Origin of the sequence: Paenibacillus oryzisoli, assembly GCF_050467285.1 — a bacterium.
GTDB classification, from domain to species: Bacteria; Bacillota; Bacilli; order Paenibacillales; family NBRC-103111; genus Paenibacillus_E; species Paenibacillus_E oryzisoli_A.
This window is the reverse complement of record NZ_JBCMUN010000031.1, coordinates 32,468-47,190: the sequence shown is the minus strand read 5'-3', so window position 1 is coordinate 47,190 and position 14,723 is coordinate 32,468. Positions and strand designations below refer to the sequence as shown.

Genomic DNA, 14,723 nt, shown 5'->3' with positions numbered 1-14,723 from the left:
CAGCTCGAACTTTATAATCAAAATAAATCTTCCTTTTGCCTGGAGGATGTTGAACAGAATGGAAAAGAAGGAGGAGTTCTTTTGTTAATTGAGGTGGTAACAGCCGGACTGGGGTGTTCCATTTGTCAAAAAGCGCTAAAGGTCGTGAAGCAAGTCGCGCTGGAATTTCCGCAAATCGAAACGCAGGAGTTACATGTGGTCGATCAGTTTGAACGTCTCCAGGAACTGGGCATTTTCAGCGCCGGAGCGATTCTCATCAATGGGAAAGTGGAATTTGCCTCTCCCCCCTCAAAGCCTAAGCTTCGTGAACGTGTATATGCATTGCTCAATAATTAAGATCATCCACTGAATAAAAGGAGAGCCAATGGAAAACTTATATCATTTCACAATCACAGGCGGAATTTCCGTCACAACCTACCTACTTGTGTTCATCGTCGGAATCGTGAGCGCAGTTTTGGCCTGCTATTTGCCTGTGCTTGCTATGTTTGCTAGTTATGTCCAGAGAGGAGCAGCCGGTGATAAAAGAAAAGCCATGCTAATTGCGATCAACTTTATCATGGGGATGGTTGTCACCTCACTGTTAGCTGGTTTGATCATCGCGCTGCTTGGCCAGCAGTTCATGCCCTTCGTTGAGAAATACCGTTTACTAAACTGGGTACCGCCCGTCTTTGACATCTTGGCTGGATTGCAACTGCTTGGTATCATTTCATTCGCAATGCCTACTTTCCAAAAGCCGACAAACCGGCCAGAAAGCCCTCAAAGCGCCGTAGCTGCTTTCAAACTAGGGATTCCTTATGGACTTGTCATTTCGCCCTGCGCGGTCCCTATCTTTTTTGCACTGATTAGCTATATTGCACTGCAAGGAAACCCGCTTCACGGAGCATTGCTCATGACTACCTATTCGTTAGGGAAAGGCTTAGTACTCGCCGCTGTTGCAGTCTTTTCCATTTCCATTCTGCGCAAACTGGCAAAGTGGGGCGGTCCTGTAAAAAAAATTGCCGGCTACCTCTCCATCGTGATTGGCATCATTTTTCTCAGTATTGGGTTCATGAAGTAGCAGCTTAACGTAGAAAAAATCACTTTATATTTAGGAGGACATTCATTCATGTCATTAAATCAAACGCTGGAAGAAATGAAACAACAGCTTATCGCCCATTCACCCGCAGAAGTCCAGGCTGCGATGTTCCGTTCCATTCGGGAGCAGATGGCATCGGGCGTGCAGTATGGCCTGCAGGAAGGGCAGAAGGCGAAAGGTTTTACGTTGAAAAATCCGATGGGCATCCCCATTCACTTGTACGACGAACTGGCCAAAGGACCCGTCGTGCTCACCTTCTACCGCGGCGGCTGGTGTCCTTACTGCAACGCCCAGCTCCGGGCGTATCAGAAAGTACTGCCGGAGATTCAAGCGCTGGGCGCCAGGCTCATCGCCGTTAGCCCACAAAGCCCAGACAACACACTTTCCCATCAGGAGAAGGAACAACTCCAGTTCGAGGTGCTGAGCGATACGAACGGTCTGGTGGCCGCCTTTTACAATATCTTGTACGACGTACCGCCGTACATGCAGGAGATCATGACGAACCTGTTCAAGCTGAATCTGGCCGAATACAACGCGACCGAGCGGTGGATACTCCCCATTCCTTCCACCTTCATGATCGACGAGTCCGGCATTATCCGCTCCGCGTACGTCAACCCGGATTTTATGAAACGCTTGGAACCGGAGGATATTCTGGACGAGTTACGGAAATTGTGAACTGCCTGCCATCGACAGGAATTAAGGCAAAGCCCCATGCGCCGACGACGCGTGGGGCTTCTTCTGTCATGACTTAAATACGTTTTATCCTGCTCATAAAATTCAATATAGCTTCAAAGCGTATTTTATCGGCACATTCTTCGCAACAAAAATACTTAACCTTTCTTTCCTTCGCTTGTTTATATTTTAGTGAACCTTCGTATGCTCTAAATGTTTTTTTACAACTAAAACATAGTACCTCATAGTAAAACATTTGATCCCCTCCTAAGTGAGTTCCCTCGACAAAGTTCATCCTATTGACACCATCATCGCGATGCGTTATAACGGAATATATTCTAAATAACACACTGTATTATTTAATTTAGCACAGTGTGTTAAAAAAGACAAGGGAGCGTTACCGTTGCCAAAAATCGTCGACCACGAACAAAAAAGAAAACTAATCGCCGAATCGGCCTGGCGTATTATTGAAGAAAAAGGAATCGAACATGCATCCATCCGCGCCGTCGCCGCTGCGGCAGGATTGTCGCCCGGCGCCTTGCGGCATTATTTTTCAACGCAGGACGAGCTGTTGCTGTTTATCGTGGATTATTACTTGACAAGAGGAGTCGATAGAGCAGCAGAGGGGCTGGTCATCAGCCCTATTCCGATAAAGGCTGCGAAGGAAATTCTGTTACAGCTGCTCCCCGTGGATGAGGAAAAACGAACTGCCGCCGGCGTCTGGTGGATCTTCGCCATCCGCTCCCTCACGAGTTCGGCGTTGCAGACTAAAAAAGACGAGCTCATGGACGGACTCCACCACCTGACTAAAGCCGTCCTTGAAATTCTAGCTCAGGCACAGCTTCTCTCCTCTGCGGTGGACATTCAACTCGAAACCCTACGATTGGCCGCGCTGATCGAAGGCTTGACGATACTTGCCTTGCTTCGCCCGGAGCTCTACACACCGGAGACCGTTGAGCAGATCGTCATCCGCCATCTCCATGAGCTGTGCTCACGTGATGCGGATGGTTAAGTAAAGGCTATGCTACATCTTAATGGTGATTTGCGAAAATAAAAAAACGCCTTCATGAAAAGGCGTTTTTGAGTGATATCATTTTCCGTTCATAAAAAAAGTCCGATGTAAAATCAATCACCGGGACTTGTTGGAGTTACTATCTAATATTTTACTAATAGGTAGGAGCAGGTGGTTCGTCTATTTTCATTCGGAGTAAACTATAAGGCTTCTGCCACAGGTCATTTCCATAATGAAATCTGGACTGCCGATGTAATTGGTTCACGATGAAATATAAGTATTGATCTGGACCAATAGAAAAAGTATCCGGCCATAAAATTCTCGGGTCATGTGCGATGGTTTCCATTATGCCATTCGGCACAATCTTCCGGCTTCTTATGGTATTCGTATTTAAATCTACAGCGACTAACTTCGCCCCCCCTTTGATGGGTTCTGAGAAATTTGGAGCCCCCGTATCCAGTACCCAAAGCGTTCCCTGTCCATCAGCAACGACACTTTGGACACTAATGAAGGACGTTGTAATATTCGATGGGCTCACCACATTAGCGTCTAAACTAGGATAAGGCTGCAATGTACCGCGAACGATTTCGGCAACCGTAAATTTAACATCGTCTCCCCATTTTGGAAAGCAAATGAAAATACGCCCGGTTTCAGAAACAGTAACGCCTGTAGGCATGGCATCGTAAAATAAAAAAACCGCCTCAAACTTACCGAAATACATTTCGCTCGGTAACATCACTTGTATATAATCCCCCTCATCCAGTTCGAACTGCTATCACCTATTTATATGACTGAATGTGGTTCAATTGCCTAAAATATTTTTACGGATCCCCTACCGAAAATGAATTCAATCCCTGCCATGTTCCGGAGCACTTATCAATGAGATTCCTTCCGTAATTTCAAATACTCCGTCGAATAATACGCCATGGCGATGGTTGGCAAGGCGATGCCGATCAGTAATGCCGCCTTCCAGCCCCCCGTTGCGTAAGCCCATCCCCCTGCCGCTGAGCCGATAGCTCCCCCTAAAAAGAAAATGGCCATATACAAACCGTTAAGCCTACTGCGAAATTCCGCTCCTAAAGAGAAAATCACCCGCTGCCCGAGAACCATGTTGGCGGAAACCCCCATGTCAAGTAAAATCGCGGCAACGACGAGGACGGGGACTGCGAGTCCGGTACTTGATGGAACCAACAAGGGAAGCAGCCCGGAAAAGATGACGATGCCCAATGCCCATCCCGTAGCCGGACGAACCCATCCGCGGTCTGCCATACGACCCGCCGCTGGCGCCACAATTGCCCCCATTACCCCGACTAATGCGAACAGTGCGACCCCTTCCTGCGTGAAATGGAACGGCGGACTCGTCAATACTAACGGAACTGTCGTCCAAAACAAACTGAACGTTCCGAATACACAAGCATGGTAAATTGCCCTCCGGCGCAATGCCGGTGTCGCCTTCAGCAGATGCAGCATGGAGTGCAGCAGCGCCGGGTAAGCTGTAGCGGTTGGAGGCCTCCTCGAGGGTAGTGCCTTTGCCAAGACAAGAGCCAGTGCGAAAATCAATGCTGCGGAGATGAAATATATAGCGCGCCAACCCATATACTCCGCCACCAAGCTTGAAATGGGACGCGCGAGCATAATCCCCAGAAGGAGCCCGCTCATGACGTTGCCCACATTGCGACCGCGCACGGCTTCAGGTGAAAGATGCGCCGCATACGGCACAAGGATTTGTGCTGCTACGGAACCAACTCCGATCACGAGTGAAGCAGCGAGGAACAGGATGGCGCTTTTGAGTTCAGCGGCAATTGCCAAAACGGCGGCTGTAAGGAGCAAAGATGACAGGATCAACTTACGATTCTCCAGGATGTCGCCCAACGGTACGATAAATAACAAGCCGATTCCATAGCCGACTTGAGTCAAAGTAACGATGAGTGCGGCAGCCCCGGATGAGAGCCCGATGGTCGAACCGATCGAGCCGATCAATGGTTGAGCATAATAAAGATTGGCCGCGATGATCCCGCAAGCGGCAGCCAGGATAAAAATCAGCGATGGCGAAATTGACTTTTCCTTTGGAATGGAAGCTGAATGCATAGAAAGTCCCCTTTACTCACCAAAAATTTTCCGGAACAATCATTCCGGAATGTGCAAAAAAAAATTTATAGCATTTCTAACACCATGTCTGTCATCTTCTGCATCTTGCTACGGTCACCCTGCACCTTCGCAATGATATTTATACTATGATTCAGGTTTGAGAGCAGATAAGATAATGTCTTGATATCTTTCTCAGGCATGATTTCTCCCGTTTCCTGTCCTTTGCGCAGCAGCTCGTAGAAGGATTTCTCCAATTCGTCAAACCGCTCCCTGATCAGCGCATTCAGTTGCTCATCGGGCGATTCCATGCCGACTGCTGCATTCGTTATAAGACAGCCCTTCGGCGACTCCCCATCCAAGGCGGAATCGATGTGGGTCTCGAAGTACTGCCGGATTCCCGATTTTGCGGATGTCGCATTGACAAGGATGTCCCGCTTGGCTTGCTTCCACTTCTTGTACCAGTTAATCGCCTCGATATACAGCGTTTGTTTGCCCCCGAACGTTTCGTACAGACTTGATCTGCTAAGATCCATCGCCTCCAGTAAATCGGGAATGCTTGCCGCTTCGTAGCCCTTCCTCCAAAAAACAAGCATCGCTTTATGAAGCACCGCTTCTTTATCAAACTCTTTGTAACGCCCCATGGTTCTCCCTCCTTTTCCGTAGGTACAGTATATGCTTTTTCGGAACGATAAGTCCAGTATTTTCTGGAGAAATGAAAGTTAGTTAAGGCTGAGCTTCCGTATTGGGGCATGCCTTGGGCAATAAAAGTTTGCATATTCTTTCCATATGCGATATGATTTTATTATCGACAAATTTGCAGGTCTAATGAAGGAGGTTCACACATCGATGTGCCCCCGTACCAAAGAACAAAATGAACACATTCGCACACAGCGTAGAGAACAAATTCTTGACGCCGCCGCGCGCGCTTACTTCCGCACGGGCGGCAGTTTTGATATTCGCGATGTCGCCCGCGAGGCCGAGCTTGGTTACGGCACGGTTTACCACTATTACCCCAACCGGCATTTATTGATAGAAGATGTGCTGGATAGCGGTTTTGAACGATGCGAGCTCGCCCTAGCTGAATGGGCACACCTCGCCGTCAGAAGCCCTGATGAGCGGCAGGTTCTTCTGTATTGCAAGGCGCTGCTCCGGCTATGGCAGTCGGACGCCCGCGCATATCTCGTCTACAAGATGGCGGCCGAACATTATGCGGGCTTGCCTTACAAGGATCAGCTCCCCGCCCAGAGACGATTCATGGAACGGCTGTACGTGCCGCTCCAATCGATCACCCAACGCAACGACGACAGCGTCGACCATCTGCTTGCCGTGCTGGTCGGCTGCTGCGGGCTGCACTACTATGCAGGTACTTCCGAGCTGGACGTCGATCGAATCGCCCAGCTTGCGATGCAAGCCATCACAAAGGAGCCCTGATTCAAACATGATTATCTTAAAAAGCAAACATGAAATCGAGGCCATCCGCAAGGCATGCCAAGTGGTGGCCGAATGCCATCGCACGATCGCACCGCTCATCCAACCGGGTATCACGACCAACGAGATTGAGCGCATCTTCGAAGACCTTATCTTGAAGCACGGGGCCAAGCCCTACACGAAGGGCTACAAGGGCTATCCCTATGCGACCTGTGCCTCCGTCAACGACGTGATCGCGCATGGCTTTCCTAGCGATAAGCCCCTAAAAGAAGGCGATATCGTGACGATCGACACCGTGGCAGAGCTCGACGGCTGGCTCGGCGATTCGGCCTGGAGCTATGCGGTCGGGAAGATCTCGCCAACGGCAGAGAAGCTGATGCGCATCACGAAGGAATGCCTTGACCTCGGCATCGCGCAGGCGCAGCCCGGCAATCGGCTCGGTGATGTGACGAGCGCGATCCAGCGGCACGCCGAATCGAACGGCTTCGGCGTCGTGCGAGACCTTCTCGCGCATGGCATCGGCCGGGATCTGCACGAGGATCCGAACTATATGCATGTCGGCAAGCCCGGCAAAGGCCCCCGCATCAAGGAAGGCATGGTGTTCACGATCGAGCCCATGATCACCGAAGGCACCTACTACATGACGATTGATGCGGACGGCTGGACCGCAAGGACACTGGATCGCAAGCTCGCCGCACAATACGAGCATACGATTGCCATCACCTCTGAAGGTCCGCAGATCCTGACCTCTCAGTAGAATAAAAAGAAGTCGGCCAACAAGGTGGTCGACTTCTTTTTTAATTTCCGACTTACCGGCTTGCCGCAAACCATCGCTGCCTGCCGACCGTTCTTATGATGACCTCCGGGATGATCAGCAGCAGCGCTATGGCGCAGTAGATACCGATGGTATAGCTGACGGAATAAGTGAAACCGAATCCCTGATGAAACAAGGACGTAAGGAGATGAATCGCCATATTCGTAAAACAAAAGGCGTAGCTTCGAATCATCCAATTCCGATGTTTGAGGATTTGTTTCTTCTTGATTTGGACAAGCGCCGCAATGGTCATCGCCGGCCAGATGAGATTCAGCAGATTGAATCCCATGCTGCTGATCTTGCCACCGGTGGCGTGAGGTGCCATATAGCCGGAGGTTACAACGACAAGCAGAACGGAAACGATATAAACGCAGCCATTGATCCGGTGGAGCTTGCGGCTTTTTTCAAAGAACCGGATGGAGAAGTTAAGCAGCCCCGAAAGCATGGCGACGCAGGCAAAGGCGACGTGCACGTACATGACGTTGAGCCAGACTGAAAGATTCAGCTGACGTTTCAATACGGTTTTATGGCTTAAGAAGCTTTCTGCTCCAGGATCGAACACATAATTTTTCGCTAGCGCGTACAGAATGAACAGGATGCTGACACCGGCAAGCAAGCTATACCATGATACCGCTCTCTTCATAGGATTCTCCTGCCCGTTAATTTGGATGCCGGCAGCATGCCGGCCTTCGCGACCCCCGTCATCTGATCTCCGTCAACAACCACTTCAAATTTCAGATTTAAGCGCATCGGCTTTGTAATTTTCAGCAGCCAGACTAGCTTGTCGCCCTGTAGAACCGCGTCCAAAAAATCAACCGTTTCATTCCCCTGTACGGCCTTTCCGTGAACGACGCCATTGTAGGTAACAATGGATAGCCTCACCTGCAGCTTCCCAATTGGCGTAGCAATCGTCGTATCCCATTCTCCATCAAATGCGAATTCTTGCTGAGTCTTCCCTGTCGGGGGACCAACTTTGATCGCCGCTTGCTTTTCTGCTTTCTGAGGCTCGCCGCCTGTCATCGGCATTGGCGCCATGCCTGTCGCCCGCCAGACCGTTCCCCTTCGCTCGAATTCAAACAAATGTTCGATTTTATGCGCGATGCGCGGTCCAAACTCGCGCTCCACCAGATAGAGAGCCACATCAAGCCCCGACGTGACGCCGCCGCCGGAAACCAGGTTGCCATCATCCACGACGCGCGCCGGGATAGGAACGGCACCGGTCGCATCCAGTAAATCCATGCCCAGATGATTCGTTACTGCCGGTCTTCCTTCAATCAGCCCGGCCATAGCCAACACCAGGGACCCGCCGCATACCGTTGCGACGACGACGTCTTTTTGTTCGAGCGCCTTCCCTAGCATGCCGGGCAATGCCGTATGGACGGTCCGTCCCAAAATGGACGGAACCGTATTGGGGCCTTCTCCTTCAACGGGACCGGACGCTCCGGGCACGAGAATAATGCCCGGGCGCACCGGATCCAGGCGGTCGCCGGCTTCGATTTTTAACCCGTTCGTGCCGCTAGGCACAGATCTTGCCCCCTCGGCAGTAACGAGCTTTACGCTTAACGCGTTTTCCGTCAACATCTCAGCAGCACAAAATACCTCGTAGGGCGCTAGGGCGTCGAGCAGATCGAATCCGTCAAAAAGCACGATTTGAACCGATAACATGCATTCATCCTCCTTCAACCATTTCAGCCGAGCAAGTGATCTTTTTCACATTTGAAGCATAACAAAGGAGTATCTCAAAAGAAGGGACGAAAAAGTCACAAAACCATAAACAAATGATCACAAAATGGCAGACTGCTCTAATCCTTTCACAATACGTGATAAGATAGGGGCAAGAGGTGGGATATGCACATGAGCGATTTCAATACGATTCTCGTTGTGGATGATGACCAAAGCATCGTTGAGCTATTAAGAGACTTTTTGGAGAATGACAACTTTAGGGTTGTAACCGCGAACGATACTGCCCAGGCATGGACCCTGTTTCAACAACATGCCGTGCATTGCATCATCCTGGATATCATGATGCCGGGACAGAATGGATTTGAATTCTGCCGGCAAGTGCGGACGGAGAGCGGCGTTCCGATCCTGTTCCTCAGTGCGCGCAGCGACGATGTGGATAAAATCCGCGGACTAACGCTCGGCGGGGACGACTATATCGTCAAAACCGCATCGCCCGGCGAGATCATCGCCCGCGTGAAGGCGGTCCTTCGACGTACCGCCTCGCAGCAAGATAGCCGTTCCCGCGTGCTCGACTATGGCCGTATCAAGCTTGATTTAACCACACGGGAAGTGCTCATCGATGGTCAAGATATCTCCCTTACGCCAAAGGAGTACGACCTGCTTAAGTTGTTCGCGGAGCATCCGAGACAGGTGTTCACCTATGATCAACTGCTCGCGAAGTTCTGGGACGGCATTGGTGACCGGCATACGATTCGTGTGCATCTAAGTCGTCTTCGCGAGAAAGTCGAGCAGGATCCAGATGAGCCGAAATATTTGACCAACGTATGGGGCGTTGGCTATCGATTCGAGGGTGCTTACTATGAAGAGACTTAACATACGAACGTCTTTTTTTCTGAGTTTGGCGCTGCTTCTGCTGCTGCCTTGGCTTTTTTTCGTGACAACCTTTTGGCTTGCGACGGGGTCGCTGGATATTGGCGGCGGGCAGCCCGGCTCTTATATCGTTACGCATATCGCCGCCTTTGCAGGCCTGCTGCTCGCTTTATTGATCATTGGCCTTCGCATCCGCCGGTATCTGCTTGACCCCCTCGAACAGCTTGGCGCTGCAGCCCGGCGAATAGCCGGCGGGGACTGGGACATCCAACTCCCCCCATCCGCTGTCCGGGAAATCGCCGAGGTTCGGGACGGGTTCGCGTTCATGGTGAACGGACTCCAGAGCTCGAGTCAGAAGCAAGCGGCGCTGGAGGAGGAGCGGCGGTTCGTCATCGCGGCCGTCGCGCATGATCTGCGCACCCCCTTATTTGCGCTGCGGGGGTATTTGGACGGGCTTGAGCAAGGCATTGCGCGCACGCCGGACCAAGTTTCGAAATATGTCGCCGTATGCAAAGAAAAGTCGGCCCAGTTGGACCGGCTGGTTGAGGACCTTTTTACATTTACAAAAATGGAGTATCGGGAGAACGGGCTGAGCAAGGACAACTGCAACTTCTATGACATTGTGCAAAAATCGATTGCGAGCCTGGAGCCCCAAGCGCAGCAGAAACAGATTACAATTCATGCCGGATTCCAATTTGAATCGGGCGAATGCTTAATAAAAGCTGATGCTCATTTGCTGGAGCGCGCGATATGCAATGTCTTGGACAATGCCGTGCGGCACACGCCTGCTCAGAGTCGAGTTGTCTTAGAGTGCCTAAGGGAGAAAGACCGTGTGACGTTCACCATCCAAGATTCAGGTCCCGGGTTTACACCGGAGGAGCTTACCCGGATTTTCGAGCCCCTCTATCGAGGAGAACAATCGAGAAGCCGCGCGACGGGAGGCGCCGGGCTCGGCCTGACCATCTCCCAACGGATCATCCGTCAACATGGAGGCGATCTTGCGGCAAGCAATCATTCGGACGGCGGCGCGGTCCTATCGGGCTGGATACCGTTATAGTGCTGCCGTCTTCTGCGATCCTATTTCCCCCGGGCTAGTTATCATCCTTTCCGTGGCACCCCGTGACTATTTCGGCTACCTACAAAACGGTTTCTTGCTGCGCCTATACCGACAAAAAAGAGCAGGACTGCAGCGCCAAGCAGAATGAAAAGCGGCAGGTTCCAACTATTTGTCGCATCATGCAGATATCCGATAAGAGCAGGACCGACTGCGGCAAGAAGATATCCGATCGATTGCGCCATGCCAGACAGTTCTGCTGCTTGATGCGCATTTTTAGCACGTAGCCCGAAAAACATCATGGACAAACTAAAGGCGAAGCCTCCACCAATGCCCAGCATGATGATCCACAGCAGAATGATGCTAGAGCTTCCATAAAGAAGTCCGATCGTTCCCGTCAACAGCAAAATGGTTGTAATGGCCACTAGCATCCGTTGGCTAGACATGCGCCCAGCAATAACGGGGACTATAAAGGCAAATGGAAGCATAGCAAGCTGCATGATCGAGAGGTACCATCCGGATTGATTGGCGTCAATTCCTTGCTGCTTTAACATTTCAGGCAACCATGCGATCAATACATAGAAAACCATGGACTGTATCCCCATAAACATGGTTACTTGCCAAGCAAGTGGCGATCTCCAAACATTCACATCGTTGCTGGCCATCTTTTGACTCGTCGTGGCTATATGCTTCGTTTGATTTCTTAATTGGGGCAACCAACAGAGAATCGCTACAAAGCTTAGAATTCCCCATATTCCCAATGCTCCCTGCCATTTTAGACCTGCATTCACGGCTAGCGGCACACTGATACCCGAGGCGATTGCTCCACTTAAACTCATTGATATGGAATAAACACCTGTGATGGAGCCAATTTTATTTGGAAAATCCCTCTTGATTATACTTGGCAATAATACATTACATACGGCAATTGCGAATCCAAGAATGGCTGTCCCAATAAACAGATTCACTGCGCCAGATAAAGAACGTATTACAATACCTACCGTTAGAAAGAGTAAGGCGATCATTATGATACGTTCAACCCCATACCTTTGTCCTAATTTTGGTACTAGAGGCGATAAAAAAGCAAAGGTAAGCAAAGGTACCGTTGTAAGCAAGCCTGCTAATGTATTCGAAATATGAACGTCATCTCTTATGAGACTCACTAAAGGACCGACTGACGTTAAGGGCGTGCGTAAATTAGCTGCAATAAAAATAATGCCGAGAATGATCAGCCCTGTAGAGGATGGTACGGCTTTACTTTTTTGTTTGTTCGGCATTCTTAATTTCTCCTTTGCTTCCTGCTGATTGAAAAAAATGATACATCCGCGCGAATAACGAAAGTATATTATAATATACCGTTTTAATCAATAAGTATTTTATAGTATATTATTATTTATCTAAAAACAAAAATACAACTCTGAAATTCCCGTCATGGAATTCAGCGTTGTATGTAATAAGTGGGATTTTCAACTTTAGAAACCGTACTTTAAGGATATATGGAGCACTGTTTCGCTATCCGTATGATTGGTATAAGAATGAGGACAATCTGCACGAAAACTGATCGTATCATATTGATTCAATGTGTAAATCTCTCCGTTGACTTGAATTTCAACAGAACCCGTCATGACTGTCGCGATTTCAGATGTATTGACATGATGACCTTCAGGCTGATACGAGCTATTTGGCTGTAAGTAAGCCCGACACATTTCAATATTGTTACTTTTAAAGACTGGTTCAATGATCCAATTTTTTTGATCATTAGAAAACCGCAGTCCTTCACCTGCTCGATACAAACTAGCAGAATCCTCTGATTTGAACAAAGCCAATAGCGGTAAAGATATACCTTTTGAAATTTTCCATATCATCGCCAACGTTGGATTTGTCTCGCCACGTTCAATATTTCCCAGCGTAAGTTTGCTTACGCCCGTTAGTTCCGATAAGTCGTCTAAGCTCATGTTTTTTTCTTTTCTGTACTTTTTCAAGGCAACACCGATTTGTAATACAATTTCTTTTGAATCATTGATTTCATCCATTAGATTCACCTCAACAAAAAACAGTTATTGCTAGTATATTATTTATCTAGCTTCTTTTCCATTCTAGTTGTATTTACAATTCTTGTTGTCGTCCCCGATATAATGTGTCTAAGATCCATACTGAAAAATACATCCAAAAGATGATTATAATTCCAATTGGCACAAAAGCACCTTCCCAGAAGAGTAAAAGATGACCTCTATACCCCAAATAAATCAAAGTACCAACCGAAACTAAGGTTATTATTTTCCAAATCCAATGTTTTTGGAAATATCCCCATATAACAAGTATATAGTTTACCAAAGTAAAGGTTAGATATAGACCATAACGACTTATTCTAGGGTGGTCAGGGAACAAAGTTGTCGTAAATCGCATATACCCAAATAAATCGAGTACACCCCAAAAAAACAGTATAGTACAGATTGGAAACATGCCCAAGATCAAATAGCCATAAAAGTATATTGATCCGACACCCCGAGTTAAATGAGAATACATCCATTTGGAAATGGCGAAAAAAAGGAACAATGCTATGAACGTCATCCATGTTTTCCACCAATGGTGACGATATATACCCAAAAATTCAAAGAGTACTTCTACCATAGCGTAAATAAAGGAGACAATCACGTTCCAGTAAAAAGGTTTTCGACGAACAGCCAACAGCAGCGCTGATGATGCCACTCCAAACTGCGAGAACAAATTCCCCGCTAATACATCATTATAGGGGTCAAGGTTTGGATTTCGTATGATTTTCGGGAAGTATGCATACGCATCCAAAAAAATTAAGATAAATGTTTCAAAATACAGCGGAAGCCCCACTAGTGATAAATAGAAAGCGAATGTTCTTAAGCGATCCGTTGAATGATACAGCGTATATATGAGTTGAGTTAAGGTTGCTACACCTAATATTAGATACCAGAGGGTGTGTGACCAGAATAAGTTCATAACGTTTTTTCCTTTTGGATGAAAAATATACCAGTATCATTAACCAATTATTGTCGAGTTATTCTGAGCACCATCATTCTTCGGCGGCAAATGATATGCTTTCAAAAATACGTCCTGCCCTACGTCCTCGGCGTTGGAGACCGCTCCCGTCAACTGAGGTTGAACAACAGACCTTTGAGCCATTGTACGTGTCACAGAACGGTTGGCTCGGTCGTTATATGTATGTCGGGCAAAACAAGAGGCTTCATTTAAACCTAATCGCCCAGCAGAAACGGGCTAAAATCCAGGAGGAAATTTATGAAAATTGTAGTGATCGGCGGTAGCGGACTTATCGGTAAAGGGCTTGTACAGAACCTGAACAATTTAGGTCATGAAGCGGTGGCGGCTTCCCCGTCCCTGGGCGTCAATTCGGTAACAGGCGAAGGCCTGAGTGTGGCGCTAGCCAGCGCGCAAGTCGTCGTCGACGTCACCAACTCGCCTTCGTTCGAAGAGCAGGCGGTATTGACGTTCTTCGAAACGTCGACCAAGAATCTGCTGGCCGAGGCGGCGAACGCGGGCGTGCAGCACTATATTGCCCTGTCGATCGTTGGTACGGACCGCCCGCCCGGAAACGCTTATTTTAACGCCAAGGTCGCCCAGGAGAAGCTGATCCAAGCGTCCTCGATTCCTTACACGATCGTCAGGGCGACGCAGTTCTTCGAATTTGCCGGCACCATCGCCTATACGGCGACGGAAGGTCAAACCGTCCGTTTGCCGTCCTCCGCCATGCAGCCGATAGCGGCCGCGGATGTGAGCGAGGCTTTGGCTGACTACGCGCTAGCGGAACCCGTGAACGGCATTGTCGACCTGGCCGGACCCGAGAAGTTCGGGATGGACGAGTTCGTCCGTCTATCCTTGAAGGCGGCTGGGGATAATCGTGAGGTCGTCACGGATAACGAGGCAGGGTACTTCGGCGGTCAAGTGGACGATAGGTCGCTCGTTCCTGCGGACGACAGCAGCACGCGTATTGCACCGACCCGTTTGACGGATTGGCTCGCTCGCTCCTGATTGCAAT

The 14,723-nt window shown here is 49.1% G+C and carries 17 protein-coding genes; 9 read left to right on the top strand and 8 right to left on the bottom strand.

Annotated features, from left to right (window positions below):
* Positions 1-81 precede the first annotated feature (81 nt).
* The 4 genes from ABE504_RS31690 to ABE504_RS31675 all read left to right on the top strand — a co-directional run bounded on the left by ABE504_RS31690 (position 82) and on the right by ABE504_RS31675 (position 2,759).
* Positions 82-336 (top strand): thioredoxin family protein, encoded by a 255-nt coding sequence (locus ABE504_RS31690; protein WP_430096577.1) that lies wholly within the window; start codon positions 82-84, stop codon positions 334-336.
* Between the two features lie 28 nt (positions 337-364).
* Complete coding sequence (locus tag ABE504_RS31685) at positions 365-1,057, top strand: cytochrome c biogenesis CcdA family protein (RefSeq protein ID WP_430096576.1); 693 nt, start codon at positions 365-367, stop codon at positions 1,055-1,057.
* Positions 1,058-1,105: 48 nt separating this feature from the next.
* The gene (locus ABE504_RS31680; RefSeq protein WP_430096574.1) at positions 1,106-1,750 is read left to right on the top strand and encodes a peroxiredoxin-like family protein; all 645 of its coding nucleotides are present in this window, start codon (positions 1,106-1,108) and stop codon (positions 1,748-1,750) included.
* A 400-nt stretch (positions 1,751-2,150) separates the two neighbouring features.
* Entirely contained in the window at positions 2,151-2,759 is a 609-nt protein-coding gene (locus ABE504_RS31675; protein ID WP_430096573.1) for a TetR/AcrR family transcriptional regulator, read from the top strand.
* Between the two features lie 154 nt (positions 2,760-2,913).
* Here ABE504_RS31675 and ABE504_RS31670 read toward each other — a convergent pair whose 3' ends face one another.
* The 3 genes from ABE504_RS31670 to ABE504_RS31660 all read right to left on the bottom strand — a co-directional run bounded on the left by ABE504_RS31670 (position 2,914) and on the right by ABE504_RS31660 (position 5,488).
* The gene (locus ABE504_RS31670) at positions 2,914-3,522 is read right to left on the bottom strand and encodes an L-dopachrome tautomerase-related protein (protein ID WP_430096607.1); all 609 of its coding nucleotides are present in this window, start codon (positions 3,520-3,522) and stop codon (positions 2,914-2,916) included.
* Positions 3,523-3,635: 113 nt separating this feature from the next.
* Positions 3,636-4,847 (bottom strand): MFS transporter, encoded by a 1,212-nt coding sequence (locus ABE504_RS31665; RefSeq protein ID WP_430096571.1) that lies wholly within the window; start codon positions 4,845-4,847, stop codon positions 3,636-3,638.
* Positions 4,848-4,912: 65 nt separating this feature from the next.
* On the bottom strand, positions 4,913-5,488 hold the full coding sequence (locus ABE504_RS31660) for a TetR/AcrR family transcriptional regulator (protein ID WP_430096569.1): 576 nt from the start codon (positions 5,486-5,488) through the stop codon (positions 4,913-4,915).
* 205 nt (positions 5,489-5,693) lie between these two features.
* Between ABE504_RS31660 and ABE504_RS31655 the strand changes: the two genes are divergently transcribed.
* Both ABE504_RS31655 and map read left to right on the top strand, forming a co-directional pair.
* Positions 5,694-6,278: a TetR/AcrR family transcriptional regulator gene (locus ABE504_RS31655; RefSeq protein ID WP_430096567.1), complete on the top strand. Its 585-nt coding sequence runs from the start codon at positions 5,694-5,696 to the stop codon at positions 6,276-6,278.
* Positions 6,279-6,285: 7 nt separating this feature from the next.
* Entirely contained in the window at positions 6,286-7,032 is a 747-nt protein-coding gene (map, locus tag ABE504_RS31650; RefSeq protein WP_430096566.1) for a type I methionyl aminopeptidase, read from the top strand.
* Positions 7,033-7,084: 52 nt separating this feature from the next.
* Here map and ABE504_RS31645 read toward each other — a convergent pair whose 3' ends face one another.
* Together ABE504_RS31645 and ABE504_RS31640 are read right to left on the bottom strand one after the other, a co-directional pair.
* Positions 7,085-7,732: a DUF2306 domain-containing protein gene (locus ABE504_RS31645; RefSeq protein ID WP_430096565.1), complete on the bottom strand. Its 648-nt coding sequence runs from the start codon at positions 7,730-7,732 to the stop codon at positions 7,085-7,087.
* Complete coding sequence (locus ABE504_RS31640; protein ID WP_430096563.1) at positions 7,729-8,754, bottom strand: DJ-1/PfpI family protein; 1,026 nt, start codon at positions 8,752-8,754, stop codon at positions 7,729-7,731. Before ABE504_RS31640 ends, ABE504_RS31645 begins: the two co-directional genes overlap by 4 nt.
* Before the next feature lie 189 nt (positions 8,755-8,943).
* On the opposite strand from ABE504_RS31640, the gene ABE504_RS31635 reads away from it, so the two are divergent.
* Positions 8,944-9,645 carry a response regulator transcription factor gene (locus ABE504_RS31635; protein ID WP_430096562.1) on the top strand — a complete coding sequence of 234 codons (702 nt, stop codon included), beginning with the start codon at positions 8,944-8,946 and terminating at the stop codon, positions 9,643-9,645.
* On the top strand, positions 9,632-10,699 hold the full coding sequence (locus ABE504_RS31630; protein ID WP_430096560.1) for a sensor histidine kinase: 1,068 nt from the start codon (positions 9,632-9,634) through the stop codon (positions 10,697-10,699). Before ABE504_RS31635 ends, ABE504_RS31630 begins: the two co-directional genes overlap by 14 nt.
* A 41-nt stretch (positions 10,700-10,740) precedes the next feature.
* On the opposite strand, the gene ABE504_RS31625 is transcribed toward ABE504_RS31630, so the two are convergent.
* The 3 genes from ABE504_RS31625 to ABE504_RS31615 form a co-directional block, all read right to left on the bottom strand.
* Positions 10,741-11,973, bottom strand: coding sequence for a CynX/NimT family MFS transporter (locus tag ABE504_RS31625; RefSeq protein WP_430096558.1), 1,233 nt, complete (start codon positions 11,971-11,973; stop codon positions 10,741-10,743).
* Positions 11,974-12,168: 195 nt separating this feature from the next.
* On the bottom strand, positions 12,169-12,729 hold the full coding sequence (locus tag ABE504_RS31620; RefSeq protein WP_430096556.1) for a helix-turn-helix domain-containing protein: 561 nt from the start codon (positions 12,727-12,729) through the stop codon (positions 12,169-12,171).
* Between the two features lie 73 nt (positions 12,730-12,802).
* Entirely contained in the window at positions 12,803-13,669 is an 867-nt protein-coding gene (locus ABE504_RS31615) for a hypothetical protein (RefSeq protein WP_430096554.1), read from the bottom strand.
* 297 nt (positions 13,670-13,966) lie between these two features.
* On the opposite strand from ABE504_RS31615, the gene ABE504_RS31610 reads away from it, so the two are divergent.
* A complete protein-coding gene (locus ABE504_RS31610) occupies positions 13,967-14,716 on the top strand; it encodes an SDR family oxidoreductase (RefSeq protein WP_430096553.1) in 750 nt (249 codons plus the stop codon).
* The last annotated feature ends 7 nt before the right edge of the window (positions 14,717-14,723 follow it).